Here is a 15,739-nt window from a genome sequence, read left to right as displayed (position 1 = left end):
CGTGATGACAGTGCGGTGACAGCAGCGGTTGATGAAGAAGCTAGACCTCGCCAAATCCTCCCGGTGTCGGCGTGGTGACGATGACCGTTTCGCCGGCTTCAAGGACCGTCTGGTCGCAAGCCTTCAACGTGTCGACGCTGCCGTCGAGGCGGCGCACCCTGGTGCTGCCGACCTCGCCGTCGCCGCCGCCATCGAGACCTTGCGGCGGCCGCGAGCGGTGGGAAGACAGGATCGCGCACTCCATCCTCTCCAGGAAGCGGATCGAACGGCGTGTGCCATCACCCGCACTCCTACGCCCTTTGCCGCCAGAGCCTTCACGGATGCGAAAGTCCTCAAGCAGCACCGGAAAGCGCAATTCCAGGATTTCCGGGTCGGTCAGGCGCGAATTGGTCATATGGGTGTGCACCCCCGAAGTGCCGGCAAAACCGCGACCATCGTTCATCCGTCCCGCCGGCGAGCCGGAGCAGATCGTCTCGTAATACTGGTAGCGATCGTTGCCGAAGGTCAGGTTGTTCATCGTGCCCTGAGCATTGGCCATCGCCCCCATGGCTCCGAACAGCGCATTGGTGACGTGCTGCGAGGTTTCGACGTTGCCGGCGACAACGGCTGCAGGATAGACCGGCTTCAGCATCGAACCTTCGGGAATGACGATTTTGATGGGCCTGAGGCAGCCGGCGTTCATCGGGATGTTATCTTCGACCATGACGCGGAACGCGTAAAGCACGGCCGCCCGCGCGACAGGTTCCGGGGCATTGAAGTTGTTCTTCATGATGGGCGATGTGCCGGTGAAGTCGACAGTCGCCTCGCGCCGGCTGCGGTCGATGCTGATCTTCACCTTGATCACCTGACCGGTATCAGTCGGGTATTCGTAGGCGGAGGAGTCCGGCAAGCGTTCGAGCACACGACGCACGCTTTCGGCGGCGTTGTCCTGAACATGGCCCATATAGGCTTCGACCACGGGCAGTCCGAAATGCGCCACCATCTTGCGCAGCTCGGCCACGCCTTTCTCATTGGCGGCGATCTGCGCCTTGAGATCTGCCACGTTCTGCGATGGGTTGCGGGCCGGGTAGGGATGGTCGGTGAGCAGGCGCACCAGTTCTTCCTCGCGAAAGCGACCGCGTTCGACGAGACGGAAATTGTCGAACAGGACGCCTTCTTCGTCGACGGTGGTGGCGAGTGGCGTCATCGAGCCCGGTGCCGTGCCGCCGACATCGGCGTGATGGCCGCGCGAGGCGACCCAGAACAGGATGCCTTGCTGCGCGTCGTCGAACACCGGCGTGACGACCGTGATGTCGGGCAAGTGTGTGCCGCCGTTGTAGGGGGCATTCAGCGCGAAAACGTCACCCGGGTGGATGGCGCCGGCATTGAGACGGATGATGGTCTCGACGGAACGGTCCATGGAGCCCAGATGCACCGGCATGTGCGGGGCGTTGGCCACCAGTGCGCCGGTGCTGTCGAAGACGGCGCAGGAAAAGTCGAGCCGTTCCTTGATGTTGACCGAATAGGCGGTGTTCTGAAGCGTCACGCCCATCTGCTCGGCGATCGACATGAACAGGTTGTTGAACACCTCGAGCATGACAGGGTCCGCCGCTGTGCCAAGCGCCGCCTTGCGCTGCTTCCTGGTGGCCCGGCGCAGGAGTATGTGGTTGAGGGCCGTGATCTCGGCCTGCCAGCCGTTTTCGACGACGATGGTCTGGTTTGGCTCGATGATGAGCGCCGGGCCGGAGATCCTGTCCGACGGGCGCAGTGCGTTGCGGTGCCAGATATCGGCTGCGTGCCATTGCCCTTCCGAGAAGATGCTGCGCTGTTGTGGCGCGGCGGTCTTGTCGCGCACTGGTCCGGAGGGGGCAAGTGCTTCACGATGGTGGCTGCCGCCGCCATTGCTGCCTTCCACGGCTACGGTCTCCACAACCAACTGCTTGTTGTCGTCGTAAATGAAGCCGAACTGCGCCTTGTGCGCAGCCTCGAACGCCGCCCTGGCGTTGATGATCGAGTGGTCGGGGAAGCTGACCGGTAGCGTGGTATCGGTGCCGTCATAGCGGACATGGAGGACAGGACGCATCGCCATGTCCTCGTCGGCGACGCCTTGCAGGGTCAACTCATCGGCGACAGCCTTGGCAAGGCTAGCGATCAGCCCTTCGATCGCTGGCAGGGATTGATCTGCAAGCGGCTCCAGCAGCGCCTGCTGGCGCGTTGCGAAGATCGATGCAAGTCCGATGCCATAGGCCGAAAGCAGGCCCGAGAAGGGATGGATGAGCACGGCCTCCATGCCGAGCGCGTCGGCGACCAGGCAAGCGTGCTGGCCGCCGGCGCCGCCGAAACAGTTCAACAGGTAGCTCGTCACGTCGTAACCGCGCTGCACGGATATCTTCTTGATGGCGTTGGCCATGTTTTCGACGGCGATGGTGACAAAACCCTCGGCCACGGCTTCCGGGGAGCGTCCATCGCCAGTTTCGGTGGCCAGCGCCTCGAACCTCGCGCGCACCGTTGCCGTGTCGAGAGGTTGATCCTGGCCCGGACCGAAGATCGAAGGGAAGAAGTCCGGCTGCAGCTTGCCCAGCATGACGTTGGCGTCCGTGACGGCGAGCGGTCCGCCGCGCCGATAGCAGGCCGGACCGGGTTTGGCGCCGGCCGAATCCGGACCGACGCGAAACCGGCCTGCTTCGAATTGCAGGACCGAGCCGCCACCGGCGGCCACGGTATGGATGCGCATCATCGGCGCACGTACCCGCACGCCGGCGACCTCGGTGTCGAAAGCACGCTCATAATCGCCGTCGCAATGGGCGACGTCGGTGGACGTGCCGCCCATATCGAAACCGATGACCTTGTCGAAGCCGGCCAGCTTCGCCGTCTCGACCATACCGACGACGCCACCAGCTGGGCCGGACAGCAACGCATCCTTGCCCTGGAATTTGTCCGCGGCGGTCAGGCCTCCGGACGACATCATGAACATCAGTCTGGGGCCTTCGGACCGGCGCCCGCCCTGGCCGCCGGCCGGAACGGAGCCGAGCTCCCTTGCCACCCGCTGCACATAACGTGACAGGATCGGGGACAGGTAAGCGTCGACGACGGTGGTGTCGCCGCGGCCGACCAGCTTGATCAGCGGCGAAACCTCGTGACTCACGGAGATCTGCGAAAACCCAGCCTTGCGGCAGACCGTCTCCACGGCCTTTTCATGGTCGGGATGTTTCCAGGCGTGCATGAAGACGATGGCGACGGAATCGATGCCATCGGCCCTGGCCTGTTCGATCGCGGGCTTGACGTCGGCGATGTCGAGCAGCCGTTCCGCGCAACCGTCGGCGCGCACGCGCTCGGGCACTTCAACCACACGTTCGTAGAGCAGTTCAGGCAGCAGGATTTCCTTGGCGAAGATATCAGGGCGAGCCTGGTAGGCAATGCGAAGCGCGTCGCGAAACCCTTTGGTGATCAACAGCAAAACGCGGTCGCCCTTGCGCTCCAGCAGAGCATTGGTGGCGACCGTGGTGCCCATGCGCACCTCGCCGATCAAACCGGCCGGGATCGGTTGCCCTGCCTCGACGCCGAGCAAGGTGCGGATGCCGTGGATGGCCGCGTCCGGATAGGCCTCCGGGTTTTCAGACAGCAGTTTGAGCGGCTTCAACGCGCCGTCCGGCGCCTTGCCGATGATGTCGGTGAAGGTGCCGCCGCGGTCGATCCAGAAATCCCATTTCACACTCATCGACCATCCTTTCGGCACGTTCCCTCTCCTGTTAGTGCCGTTGGGCGAGGCCGGCAACGGTTCAACGGGCGTCGAGCGCTGTTACAGGACGAAACGCAATGTGACGAAACCGATGCGCGAGCGGCGCATTTCTTCTGTGCCGCCCTTCACAGGGGGTGAAGTTGCGAAGGAGAAATGCGATGAAAAAACTCGTTTTGGCCTCGGTTTCCGCGTTGTTTCTGCTCGGCGTTGCTGCCTGCAGCGAAAACAAGGGCGGCGGTACCGGAGGTACCGACAACACCACGACGCAAGCGACGCCGCCAGCCTCCGAGCCAATGAAGCCGGCCACGCCGGAAGTACAGCCGCCGGCGGACGCCTCCAAGCCGGCACAGCCGAATTCCACCGCGCCCGCACAGTAAGCGCGAGGGTCGGCCAAATGGCTGGCACATGAATCGAAAGGCCGGGACGTGTCCCGGCCTTTTTCATGGCCACTTCAATCCGCTCCAGTTTTTGTTTTCAGGCAATTCCGGAACCGCGATGCACCGTTGCCGGTGTTGCTCTACGCCGCCGCCGGCTGCCGGCGCCGTGCCGAAGCAAAGGGCGGGAAGGCGAGGGCGATCAGGAAGGCAGCGAGGCCGAGGACGGACGAGCCGATAAACAGCCAGTCATAGACATCGAAGCGATCGAATATCCAACCGCCTGCGACAGGTCCCAACGCCATGCCGAAACTTGATGCCATCGCGAGTGCACCCAACACCGAACCCATAACCTGCTGGCCGAAATATTCCCTGGCCAGGAGGGCGTAGAGCGGCATCACCCCGCCATAGGCAGCACCGAAGACAACGGCCAGTGCGTAGAAGGTGCTGAGCTGATTGGCCGACAGATAGGCCGCGATCACAAGAGCCTGGACGAGCAGGCCGATGACGAGAACCCGTTTGGGACCGAAGCGATCCGCCGCCACACCGAACAGCAGCCTGCCGCCCAGTCCGGCGATGCCTTCGACGCTGTAGATGCTGACGGCAGCCATCGCCGAGATGCCGCAAGTGATGGCATAACTCATGATGTGAAAAATCGGGCCGGAGTGCGCAGCGCAGCACAGGAAGTAGGTGCCTGCGAGCAGGGCAAATTGTGGTGACCGGAAAGCTCTCGACAGAGGATTGTCCGGGGCTCCGACAGTAACGGTCGCACCATCCTGAGCGGGCCGACCGGTTGCTGCCTGCGGGGCGTTCCTGACAAAGAAGGCCGCCGGCAGGAGGATAGCGCTGGCGAGCAGCCCGATGGTCATCATCGCGGTGCGCCAGTCGTAGCTGGCAAGGAGCCAGGCCGCGAATGGCGAGACGGTGGCGGGCGCAACGCCGACGCCGGCTGACACCAGCGAAACAGCGAGGCCGCGATGCTTGTCGAACCACCCCGTTACAGCCGCCATCATCGGAGCGAAGAAGGTACCGCCGGCAAGACCCACGCCGATGCCGTAGATGAGCTGGAATGCGATCAGGCTCGTCGCACGACTGGCCAGGACCAGCACGACGCCGAGCAGAACAGAACCGATCAGCACCACTGGACGCGTACCAATACGGTCAGTGAGCATGCCCCAGCCGAAGCTGGACGCTCCCATCATCAGGAAGTTGAGCGTCATCGCGCTGGAAATGCCTGCGCGCGTCCAACCGGTGTCGGTGGAGATGTGCGGCATGAAGACGGCCAATGAAAACATGGCGCCGATGGTCACGCACGTCATCAGCGCGCCGAGGGCAACGATGACCCAGCGATAGGAATTTTGCATCTCGGTGGTGGACATGGGACTTCCTGGTTCTGGTGCGCGCGCGATTGCTCGCTCGGCGAAAATCCATTCGGGGGGACGCGCAAGGCCGCTGAAAACGGTCTTGAGGTCAACGGAACGACAGCCTTCAGCGGCTGTCGGCTGGGTGGAAGCGGTGGGAATGTCCACCGATCCGCCGCCAAATCATTCAACCGTGTCGGGCTGTCCGTGGCCGGTTTCGATCAGTTCCCGAAGACTATCGTGGATCAAGCCACTCCAAGCGTCCCTGCAGATGTCGAAACACTCGACCTCGGGGACCAGACCGGCGTGAGTAAAGCGGATTTCCGTCTTGTCGCCTTTACTGGCGATCTCGAACACGATCTTCGTGTCTTTCCATTCTTCCTTGTCTTTGAGGAAGCTCATCGTCGAATCGACGACGTGCCATACCACCTTGCGTTCGGGGACCAGTTCCGTCGTCCTGTGCCTGGAAAAATGCATATCCTTGTAACGATAGGTCCATTCGCCATCGAGGATGTTGGTAGAGCCCTCGATCTCCTTGCCCCACCAGTCGCGCGGGCTGTTGATCGCGTCGAAAGCAGCTTTTGCGGATTGGTCTACCAGGATCGTGGTGGTGAAATCGCGCGTCGTCATTGCACATTCCTCTTTTCGATGCCGTCGATCTCATGATCGGTGCGGCGGGTCGTTGGTGTCGGTGGACAAGGTAGCTGCGGGGAAGCTGAGGATGAGAGTGACAAGTGTGTCGGGATTTCCCCGAGCCGGCGCAGCAAATCCGTCTCAGTGGTTGGCATGCTTCAGGCAAAGGACGTCGCGGTAGGCGCAGAGGTCGTCGAGCAGCGCTTTCTGGTCAGCGAGGATCCTTGCCTTCTCGGCTTCGCCGACAAGCTGGATGATATAGCTGTGCTCGGATGCGCCCTGCCTGTCGATGAACGGGTTGAGCAGGCTGGTGTAGTCGGCGAGGTCGGGCCTGGCGCCGAGGTCGTCATTGGTGACGCCAGGTGCGTAAAACATCACATGCGGCATCGCCATGGTATGCACCTTCATGTCCGGCGGGCCGATGGTGCGCATGATTGGTGCAACCATGTAGGAGACACCCGGTTTTTCCGGAACCCTGAAGGTCTTGTCGCGATAACGTTTCTGATATTCGGCGGCGAGGGCGGCGGCGTCCATGCCGTTGGCGCGCAATGCCGCCGCTTGCATGATGTGCTGAAGATAAGTCCTGCTGCCCGCCGCGTCGTAACAAAGCGGAATATAGATGTCGTTGCGGAAGTCACTGAGATCCCAGCTCGTGCGTTCGACGATGCAGGTGATGCCGCTGCTCCCTTGCCTGGAGAGCTGGTATCCCTTTGCCGGGTCGAGCAGATAGACGCTCGCATCATTGCGCAGTGCCGATGGAGCGGCGCTGAGCGCCAGCCTGGTTTCAAGGTCGGCAGGCATGCGGTCGAGCGTCGTTTCGGCCGGGCTGGCCGCAGCCGTTGCCACCAGCATGGTGACAACGCAAGCGACCAGCGTGCTGCCTCGTTGGATTTTCATGGCTTTGTTCCTTCCCGATATGGTCAACTGGCTGACCGTCGAGCAGAGGTTAGGGACGGATACCGGATGGCGAGAGTGACAAGTGTGACGGGATTTCGATGGACTCGCTGATCACGGCAGCCGGGCAGGCGCTTGCCCGGGGCGATCCTCTCGGCGCGTTAAAGCGGGTCGCCCTGCGCGATGACGCGGCGGCGCTTGCATTGCGTGGCATCGCCATGGCGCAACTTGGCGATCTCATTCGCGCCAAGGCGCTTTTGAAGAGCGCAGCGCGCGCCTTCGGCCCGAAAGAAGCGGTGGCGCGGGCCAGGTGCATCGTCGCCGAAGCGGAAATCGCGCTCGTTTCGCGTGATCTCGCCTGGCCGGCCAAGACGCTCGATGCTGCTCGCGCCACGCTTGAAGCGCATGGCGACCATGCCAATGCAGCACATGCGCGTACGCTCGAAATCCGGCGCCTGCTGCTCATCGGTCGTCTCGACGAGGCGGAAAGCTTGATCGCTGATCTCGATCCCGCGCCATTGCCGCCGCCATTGCGCAGTGCGCTTCAGCTGGCGATGGCAGGCATCGCCATCCGGCGCCTGCGCCTCAGGGAGGCGCGCAAGGCGCTGATGCGCGCCTGGCAGGCTGCCCAGCAGGCCGGTATCCCGGCGCTGGGGACAGAGGTGGAAAGTGCCGCGCTGGTCATCGACACGCCGGCAGCGCGCCTGATTTTCAAAGGCAAGGCTCGTCCCTTGCTGCTTGAAGAGGTGGAGGAGCTGTTCACCACAGGGACGTTCGTTGTGGATGCCTGTCGCAACGTCGTGCGTGCCGGCAATGTGGTGGTTTCGCTGGCAACACGTCCGGTGCTGTTTGCGCTGGCGCGTGCGCTTGCCGAGGCGTGGCCCGGCGACGTATCGCGCGAACGGCTCCTGGCGCGCGCCTTTGGTGCCAAACATGCCGATGAATCGCATCGGGCGCGGCTGCGGGTGGAAATAGGGCGCCTGCGCGCCGAGCTGCGCGGCCTGGCCGACATCAGCGCCACGGGGGAAGGGTTCAAACTGGCACCACGGCGGCGCGGTGACGTCATGGTGCTTGCTCCGCTGGTGGAAGAGGAGCATGGGGCGGTGCTGGCGTTTCTCGCAGACGGCGAGGCTTGGTCGAGTTCGGCGCTGGCAATCGCCCTGGATGCCAGCCCGCGCACGGTTCAGCGCGCGCTGGAGCAGCTTTCGGCCACCGGCAAGGTACAATCCTTCGGCAAGGGACGGGCCCTGCGCTGGGTGACGCCACCGGTGCCCGGCTTCCCGACAACCTTGTTACTCCCGGGACCGCTGCCAAGCGGCTAGGGTCTTGCCGACGACCGCTGCCGGTGGCTTGTTATTGGCGTGTCCGGCTCCACCCTCTATTTCGGAAGACGACGATGAAACCCACCACAGCCGAGATTCTTCGCGAATATGGCCCGTTTTCGGGTGATGTGCATGGCGTGACCTTTGATGGCGAAAATGTCTGGTTTGCCACCGGCGACAAGCTGAATGCGCTTGATCCCAAGAGCGGCGAGCCGGTTCGCTCGATAGACATTGTGGCTCATGCCGGTACCGCATTCGACGGCGAAAACATCTATCAGATCGCCGAAAGCCAGATCCACAAGATCGATCCGAAGACAGGCAAGGTGCTTGCCACGATCCCGGCGCCCGGCAATGGCGGCGATTCCGGGATGGCTTGGGCAGAAGGCTCTCTCTGGGTCGGTGAGTATCGCGCCCAGAAAATCCACCAGATCGACCCCGAGACCGGCAGGATCATTCGTTCCATCGATTCCAACCGCTTCGTCACCGGTGTGACCTGGGTGGATGGCGAGCTGTGGCATGGGACATGGCAGGGCGATGAGAGCGAATTGCGGCGGATCGACCCGTTGACCGGGGAAGTCCTGGAAGAGCTGACGATGCCGGACGGAACTGCCGTTTCCGGTCTCGAATCCGATGGCGCCGACACCTTCTTCTGTGGTGGCGGCAACAGCGGCAAGGTCAGGGCCGTGCGCCGGCCCAGGCGCGACATTGCGGCACAGCCAGCCTGACTGCGCAACCTTTCGACTTCCTGCCCGTTTCTGTTGGAACCAATCCGCGTTGCCGATTGGGTTCAGTACCAACGCATAAGCGCGATCGTGCCTTGATAGCGCCACGTGCTTGGTTCTAAGAGGGGCACATGTCGATTTGGGATCGTATCGGCGATTTCATCGCCCGCGTTTCAGCCTCCGCCTCGGCCGGCATCGCCGAGGTGGTCGAGGCAGTGCGCACGGTCTTTTCCGGCGATGCCGAACTGCGCCGCCGCGTCTCATTCTCGGTCGCGATGATCGCCCTTTCCGCCAAAATGGCGAAGGCTGACGGCGTGGTCACGCAGGACGAGATTCGCGCCTTTCGCGAAATCTTCGAGGTGCCGCCGGAAGAAACGCACAACGTCGCGCGGCTGTACGACCTGGCGAAGCAGGATGTCGCCGGGTTCGAGTCCTACGCTGAAAAGCTGGCAAACCTGTGCGGTTCCGGTCATGCCAACTGCATGATGCTGGAAGACATCCTCGACGGATTGTTCCACATCGCGACGGCCGATGGCGTGCTGCACGAGCGGGAAGGCCAGTTCCTGCACCGGGTGTCCGAGATTTTCCGGATCGAGGAATCCCATTACAAGACGATCCTGGCCCGCCACGTGCACCTGGGGGCGGACGATCCCTATGTCGTGCTCGGCATAGAGCGCGGACGGCCCTTCGATGAGGTGAAGAAGCGGTATCGCAAGCTGGTCGCCGAGAACCACCCGGACAAGGTCATCGCGCGTGGCCTGCCGCAGGAGTTCATCAAGATCGCCACGACGCGTGTTGCCGCGATCAATGCCGCATATGAGATGATCGAACGGGATCTCGCGCCGGCATGAGTGGCTTTTCGCCCGATCACGCTGGAGCCGAGGTCAGGGTATCGCCGAATTTCGGGCCGCGTCGCGGGCCATTCCATCCCGACATGGTCGTTCTGCACTATACCGGCATGGAAACAGGTGCAGGCGCCGAAGCGTGGCTGTGCAATCCTGCCAGCGAGGTCTCCGCGCACTATCTCGTGCATGAGGACGGCCGCATCGTGCAGATGGTGCGCGAGAGCGACAGGGCCTGGCACGCCGGCAAGAGTTCATGGCGCGGCCATACCGACCTCAATTCGGCCTCCGTCGGCATCGAGATCGTCAATCCAGGCCATACGCTGGGTTACAGGGCATTCCCGAAGCGCCAAATCGAGGCGGTGATTGCGCTCACTGCCGATATCACGGCTCGTCACGATATCGTGTCCGAGCGGATTCTGGCCCATTCGGATGTGGCACCCGGTCGCAAGGTAGATCCGGGCGAAAAATTTCCATGGACGACGCTGCATGCTGCCGGCGTCGGTCATCTGGTGCCTGCATCGCCGATCCGGCGAGGGCCGTTTCTGCAGGAAGGCGACGCGGGACAAAACGTCGAGGAATTGCAGTCGCTGCTCGCGCTCTACGGTTACGGCGTTGAAATCACCGGCGTTTTCGATCCGCTGACACGTATCGTCGTGGAAGCCTTCCAGCGGCATTTCCGGCCACGGCTGGTTGACGGAATAGCGGACGGGTCGACAATCAGGACGTTGCGACGCCTTGTTGCTTCCGTCACGGCAAGTCTCGACTGAGTATTTCAGTTCGCCGTTTAATATTACATTCTTTAACATGAATTGAATTGTGCGGCCTTCATTGCCGCCAAATCCGGTTTCAAACGCAAATCCACACCGATGCAGGACAGGCTTCAGTCTAGTCCGGCATTCATTAAAGGATGCTGCGCGAAGTTCTTCACGCGGCCAAGAAAAACAGGACCACATGCAGAAACCGTTCATTGTAGCGGCAGCTGTTGCTGCCGGCGTGATTTCTTTTGCCTTTGCTTCGCAGGAAAGTTCAGCCGCCAGTCTGAGAGCAGACTGGGGTACTCCGGTCGTGAAGCAGGCTGCGGCCACTACGCCGGCCAAGAAGACGACCAAAGTCACGAAAACCGTGAAAGCCGGCAAGCGGGCGAAGGCTTCGGTGGCCAGCGCCGCAAACATCAGGTCCGAACCTTGCCCATATCTGTTCGGCTGTTCGAAAGACGCCGAGGCCGCAACAAATGCCAAGGCAGCAAAGAACGCCAAGGCTGGCAAGGGCGCGAAGATGGCCAAGGCGAAGACCAAGGTGATCTACGATACCATGACCACCGCATCGATCACGCCTGGCGCCATCAAGCCCAGTATCTCCGGCGCAGGTTCCCGCTATTCCACCATCGTTTCGCGTTACGCCGCAGCCTATGGCGTGCCGGTGTCGCTGGCGCATGCGGTGATCAAGGTCGAAAGCAACTATCAGCCAGGTATGGTCGGCCGCGCCGGCGAGATCGGCCTGATGCAGATCAAGCCGGCCACGGCGCGCATGATGGGTTACAGCGGCTCGGCCAAAGGCCTGCACAATCCCGAGACCAACATCAAATACGGCATGAAGTATCTCGGAATGGCCCGCGAGCTCGGTGGCGGCACGACGTGCGGCACCATCCTCAAATACAATGCCGGCCATGGCGCCAAGCGTATGAACCCGACCTCGTCGGCTTACTGTCGCAAGGTGGTGGCACAGATCGGCAGCGCCGGTTAACCGGACTGAAAAAGGCCGACCAGCTTGCTCTTGCCTTTTTGGTCGTGAACGCCTTTATACGCCTGCCAGCCGGCCGGGCGGCCGCACCAGCGAGAGTCGAAAGGCTGCGGGTGAGGAAAGTCCGGGCTCCATGGAGACACGGTGCCGGCTAACGGCCGGCGGGGGCGACCCCAGGGAAAGTGCCACAGAAAGCAAACCGCCGCGGTTCTCCGCGGTAAGGGTGAAAGGGTGGGGTAAGAGCCCACCGCGCGGCCGGTAACGGAAGCGGCAAGGCAAACCCCACCGGGAGCAAAACCGAATAGGGGCGGTACGAGGGGAAACCCTCAGGGCTGTTTCCGGTCCACCGCCCGGGTAGGTTGCGTGAGGCGTATGGCAACATGCGCCCAAGATGAATGGCCGCCACGTTCCCGTTCCGCAAGGGGCGGGGGCCATACAGAACCCGGCTTACAGGCCGGCTGGCATTTTTATTTACAATTCAGCAGCTTCGCGCCATCGGCGTGGAGTCTGATTCAAGTCGTTGCCACGCCCCGGCGCAGCCCGCGATCCTGCGGCGCGTGAAACCGGAGAGCCGTCAGAGCTAGAGCGCCGCGCGTCCTTTCGGACGCGCAAAGGACGCTCTAACACTTTTACTGGGCGCATGATCCTTTCCGAAAATCGATTCCGATTTTCGGGGTCATGCGCTAGAGGCTATCCAACGACGCCTTGATTGCTCCCCACAGCTCCTCCGCCGGCTCGCAGCCGATTGCCAGCCGCACGAAACCCGGCGGCACGGCATCGCCGCGCTTGGTGCGACGTTCGGCAGAGGTGTGCACGCCGCCGAAGGACGTGGCTGCCGCCATCAACTCACATCGATTGATGAACGCTTCGGCCTGGTCCTCGGACTCCAGCACGAAGCTGATCAGGAACCCGAAGCGCTCCATCTGGCTGCTGGCAAGATTGTGCGAGGGATCGCCCTGAAGTCCGGGGAAGCGGAGCGACTTGACGGCAGGGTGTGCCTTGATGCGCGGCGCAAGGAGTTCGGCGGTGTTGCACATGCGGTCGAAGCGGACCTCGAGCGTTTCCAGGCCACGATGCAGCAGCCATGCATCGAACGGGCTTGGAATGCTGCCCGACGTGGTGCGCCATTCCCGTACGGCCGCCATGACGTCGGCGTTGCGGCTGGCGACATGACCCGCCAGCACATCGGAATGGCCGTTCGGCGCCTTGGTGTCGGCGGCGACGACGATGTCGGCGCCCAAGTCGAGCGGGCGCTGGCCGAACGGCGTCATCGTGGTGTTGTCGACGACCAGCAATCCGCCGGCCTTGTGAATCGCCTCGGCGGCGGCGGTGATATCGCAAATGTCGAGCGTTGGATTGGACGGGCTTTCGACAAAGACCAGCCGATAGCCATCGAAGCCACCGTCGAGGAACGAAGCGGTCGGCCTGGTGTCGAAGCTCACGCCGAACGCTCCAAGGAAGCGGTCGGCCAGGATACGCGTGGTGTGGTAGCCGTCGGACGGCAGAAGAATACGGTCGCCTGCCTTCAAGAGCGCGAAAAACACCGCGGAAATCGCCGCCATGCCCGAGGGGAAGGCGTGCACCGGCGCGTTTTCCAGACGCGACAGCATCTCCTCCGTCCCATCCCATGTCGGATTGGAAAAGCGGCCATACTGATGGAAGCCAGTCGAATCCCCGGGTGCGTGGAAGATCGATGCCATGGTCAGCGGCAAGGGGATGGCGTCGCCCCTGGCGAGGCCCTCGCGTCTCAAATGAAGAAGCCCGGCGGCGCGGGAAGAGGCTGTTTCGGACATGGCGAATCCCGGAAAGGGCTGCGGAGAAGAGCTTGCGGGCTGCAATAAGCATGCTCCTGGGAGCATTTATGAGGCTAGGTCCAGCGGCTGACCGGGGCAAGAGCCAAGCCGCTCTTAAACACTTCGTTAGGCTTAATGGAGGATAAACAAGGCAGTGCCCGCAATCTCACCTTCGAAGGGGTCTGTGAAGCCTGTTCCCGTTGACGCCCATGATACCCCATGATATCCCATTTCGTTAATCAAGCCTTCGTTTCGTGTCAGGGTGAAGCGTGCGCCGAACGGCCGGTCACGGCGGCTGTGCGTTCGTCGATTTTCGCTCCGTTCGAGCCATGGGGGCTGGTGAAGGGATCGTGCCGCGGCGGCATGGTTACGAGGAAGTCGGAGGGTGCGGTGGCGCAGGCTGCCGCGACGCGTCATGGACCGTTTTCTGTCAAATGCGGTGAACAGGATCGACGCCAAGGGGCGCGTCTCCGTGCCGGCGCATTTTCGCACCGTGCTGCAGAAGCGGGGCTATGCGGAACTTTACGCGCTGCGCTGCCTGGACCAGGCGGCGATGGATGTCGGCGGGCTGGATCTGCTCGACCGCTACGAGCAACGCATAGCGCAGGAGGATCCGTTCCTGCAGACGACGGACGACATGTCCTTCTTCTGCCACGGCGACGGCACTTTCCTGAAGCTGGATCAGGATGGGCGCGTCACGTTGACCGATTTTATTCGCGAGCATACCGGAATAACAACCGAAGTGGCCTTCGTGGGGAGGGGCAGTTTTTTCCAGATCTGGGAGCCGGCACGGCTGGCCGCCTATGGGGCGGCGGCGCGAGCCAGGCTGTTGCATCTTCGGCAGGGGACGAAGCCAGGGGAGCGACCGGAATGACGGTGGGCCACGGCGATGATCTCCACGCCGATGGCGGACCGGTCCGCCACATTCCGGTCCTCCTCGCCGAGGTTCTGGAAGCGCTTGCGCCGCAGCCAGGCAATATCATCATCGACGGCACCTTTGGCGCCGGCGGCTACAGCAAGGCGATCCTGGAGAGTGGTGCATCCGTCATCGGCGTCGACCGCGACCCGGATGCCATTGCCGCGGGCAAGGCACTGGAACAGGAAACCGGCGGACGGCTGAGGCTGGTGCACGCACCGTTCTCGACGCTGGATCAGCATGCCGAGATGGCCGACGGCGTCGTGCTCGACATCGGCGTTTCTTCCATGCAGCTCGACCAGGCCGAGCGCGGCTTTTCCTTCCGCTTCGACGGCCCGCTCGACATGCGCATGGCGCAGGCCGGCGTGAGTGCCGCCGATGTCGTCAACACCTTCAAATCGGGCGACCTTGCCCGTATCTTCGGTTTTCTCGGCGAAGAGCGCCATTCGGGCCGCATTGCACGGATGATCGAAGCGCGGCGCGCCAAAAAGCCGTTCGAGCGCACGCTCGACCTGGCCGATGCCATCGAAACCCATATCGGCCGCAAGCCGGGCGACAAGATCCATCCGGCGACGCGGGTCTTCCAGGCATTGCGCATTTTCGTCAATGACGAGCTCGGCGAGCTGGCAAAGGCGCTGCTGGCTGCCGAGCGCGTGCTGAAGCCCGGCGGCAGGCTGGTCGTGGTGAGCTTCCATTCGCTCGAGGACCGCATCATCAAGCGTTTCATTGCCGATCGGTCGGAGCAGGCGGCGGGTTCGCGCCATATGCCGGAGACGCAGCTGCGCACCGCAACCTTCCGCAAGCAGGGTGGCGGGGTGACGGCCGGAGAGGCGGAGCTTGCCGCGAATCCGCGCGCGCGTTCCGCCAGGCTGCGCGCCGCGGTCCGCACCGAAGCGCCGGCGCGCGCCGGCGATCTTGCCCAGTTCGGTCTTCCAAAGCTTCCCGGCGTCTCCCTGCCGGGCGAGAGGTGAGCACGTGTTTCGTACCAGTGACATCATCCTGATCGCCGTGATGGTCTCGGCTGCCGCCATGACCTACAAGATCAAGCGCGATGCCGAAGTGCAGCAGGTCGCGGTCTACAAGCTGCAGGCGCAGATACGCACCGAAGAAGACCAGATCGACCTGCTCAAGGCCGACTGGAGCTTGCTGACGCAGCCATCGCGGCTGCAGCGGCTTTCCGATCTCTACAAGGAACAGCTTGGCCTGCAGACGTCCGATGCGCGCCAGATCGTGCGGCTGGACGAATTGCCGGAGAAGCCGCCGCTGACCATCGAGGAGATCATGGCGGATAGCGCCGCGCCGGGCGTCGACAAGCAAAAGACTGCTTCGATCGGCAAGGACAAGGTAGCGACCGCCGACAAATCGAAGACCGCCGGCAAGGCAAAAGCTGGCGAGAAGAAGCCGGTCGCGGCAGCCGCCAA

13 protein-coding genes, 1 other RNA gene and 1 pseudogene are annotated in these 15,739 nt (G+C 62.8%); 10 read left to right on the top strand and 5 right to left on the bottom strand.

The genetic code is table 11. The features are described 5' to 3' along the window. Positions 1-40 precede the first annotated feature (40 nt). Positions 41-3,697, bottom strand: coding sequence for a hydantoinase B/oxoprolinase family protein (locus AC3WTO_RS15660; protein WP_492461662.1), 3,657 nt, complete (start codon positions 3,695-3,697; stop codon positions 41-43). Between the two features lie 179 nt (positions 3,698-3,876). Here AC3WTO_RS15660 and AC3WTO_RS15655 point away from each other — a divergent pair, with 179 nt between their 5' ends. Further along, entirely contained in the window at positions 3,877-4,095 is a 219-nt protein-coding gene (locus AC3WTO_RS15655) for a hypothetical protein (RefSeq protein WP_492461661.1), read from the top strand. 140 nt (positions 4,096-4,235) lie between these two features. Here AC3WTO_RS15655 and AC3WTO_RS15650 read toward each other — a convergent pair whose 3' ends face one another. The 3 genes from AC3WTO_RS15650 to AC3WTO_RS15640 form a co-directional block, all read right to left on the bottom strand. Beyond that, complete coding sequence (locus AC3WTO_RS15650) at positions 4,236-5,456, bottom strand: MFS transporter (RefSeq protein ID WP_492462112.1); 1,221 nt, start codon at positions 5,454-5,456, stop codon at positions 4,236-4,238. A gap of 180 nt (positions 5,457-5,636) precedes the next feature. Beyond that, the gene (locus AC3WTO_RS15645) at positions 5,637-6,083 is read right to left on the bottom strand and encodes an SRPBCC family protein (protein ID WP_492461660.1); all 447 of its coding nucleotides are present in this window, start codon (positions 6,081-6,083) and stop codon (positions 5,637-5,639) included. A 144-nt stretch (positions 6,084-6,227) separates the two neighbouring features. Further along, positions 6,228-6,983 (bottom strand): hypothetical protein, encoded by a 756-nt coding sequence (locus AC3WTO_RS15640; RefSeq protein WP_492461659.1) that lies wholly within the window; start codon positions 6,981-6,983, stop codon positions 6,228-6,230. A gap of 98 nt (positions 6,984-7,081) precedes the next feature. Here AC3WTO_RS15640 and AC3WTO_RS15635 point away from each other — a divergent pair, with 98 nt between their 5' ends. The 6 genes from AC3WTO_RS15635 (at position 7,082) to rnpB (ending at position 12,075) form a co-directional block, all read left to right on the top strand. Next, positions 7,082-8,302 carry a helix-turn-helix domain-containing protein gene (locus AC3WTO_RS15635; protein ID WP_492461657.1) on the top strand — a complete coding sequence of 407 codons (1,221 nt, stop codon included), beginning with the start codon at positions 7,082-7,084 and terminating at the stop codon, positions 8,300-8,302. 74 nt (positions 8,303-8,376) lie between these two features. Next, positions 8,377-9,027 (top strand): Vgb family protein, encoded by a 651-nt coding sequence (locus AC3WTO_RS15630; RefSeq protein ID WP_492461656.1) that lies wholly within the window; start codon positions 8,377-8,379, stop codon positions 9,025-9,027. Between the two features lie 128 nt (positions 9,028-9,155). Continuing rightward, a complete protein-coding gene (locus AC3WTO_RS15625) occupies positions 9,156-9,875 on the top strand; it encodes a J domain-containing protein (RefSeq protein ID WP_129414223.1) in 720 nt (239 codons plus the stop codon). After that, entirely contained in the window at positions 9,872-10,636 is a 765-nt protein-coding gene (locus AC3WTO_RS15620) for an N-acetylmuramoyl-L-alanine amidase (RefSeq protein ID WP_492461655.1), read from the top strand. Before AC3WTO_RS15625 ends, AC3WTO_RS15620 begins: the two co-directional genes overlap by 4 nt. 184 nt (positions 10,637-10,820) lie before the next feature. Next, positions 10,821-11,612 (top strand): lytic transglycosylase domain-containing protein, encoded by a 792-nt coding sequence (locus AC3WTO_RS15615; RefSeq protein ID WP_492461654.1) that lies wholly within the window; start codon positions 10,821-10,823, stop codon positions 11,610-11,612. 65 nt (positions 11,613-11,677) lie between these two features. After that, an RNA gene (gene rnpB, locus AC3WTO_RS15610) (RNase P RNA component class A) lies at positions 11,678-12,075 on the top strand. Positions 12,076-12,292: 217 nt separating this feature from the next. On the opposite strand, the gene AC3WTO_RS15605 is transcribed toward rnpB, so the two are convergent. Next, a complete protein-coding gene (locus tag AC3WTO_RS15605) occupies positions 12,293-13,402 on the bottom strand; it encodes a cystathionine gamma-lyase (protein WP_492461653.1) in 1,110 nt (369 codons plus the stop codon). 415 nt (positions 13,403-13,817) lie between these two features. On the opposite strand from AC3WTO_RS15605, the gene mraZ reads away from it, so the two are divergent. From mraZ to ftsL, 3 genes and pseudogenes are all read left to right on the top strand, one after another. Continuing rightward, a complete protein-coding gene (gene mraZ / locus AC3WTO_RS15600; protein WP_492461652.1) occupies positions 13,818-14,276 on the top strand; it encodes a division/cell wall cluster transcriptional repressor MraZ in 459 nt (152 codons plus the stop codon). Then, entirely contained in the window at positions 14,273-15,289 is a 1,017-nt protein-coding gene (gene rsmH, locus AC3WTO_RS15595) for a 16S rRNA (cytosine(1402)-N(4))-methyltransferase RsmH (RefSeq protein WP_492461651.1), read from the top strand. Before mraZ ends, rsmH begins: the two co-directional genes overlap by 4 nt. 4 nt (positions 15,290-15,293) lie before the next feature. Beyond that, a pseudogene (ftsL, locus tag AC3WTO_RS15590) lies at positions 15,294-15,671 on the top strand (cell division protein FtsL); the annotation flags it as partial. Positions 15,672-15,739: the final 68 nt, after the last annotated feature.

The sequence above is a fragment of the Mesorhizobium sp. EU05-FHT14A09 genome (assembly GCF_058790995.1).
The sequence above is the reverse complement of the archived record's forward strand: the minus strand, read 5'-3'. Positions and strand labels throughout refer to the sequence as shown.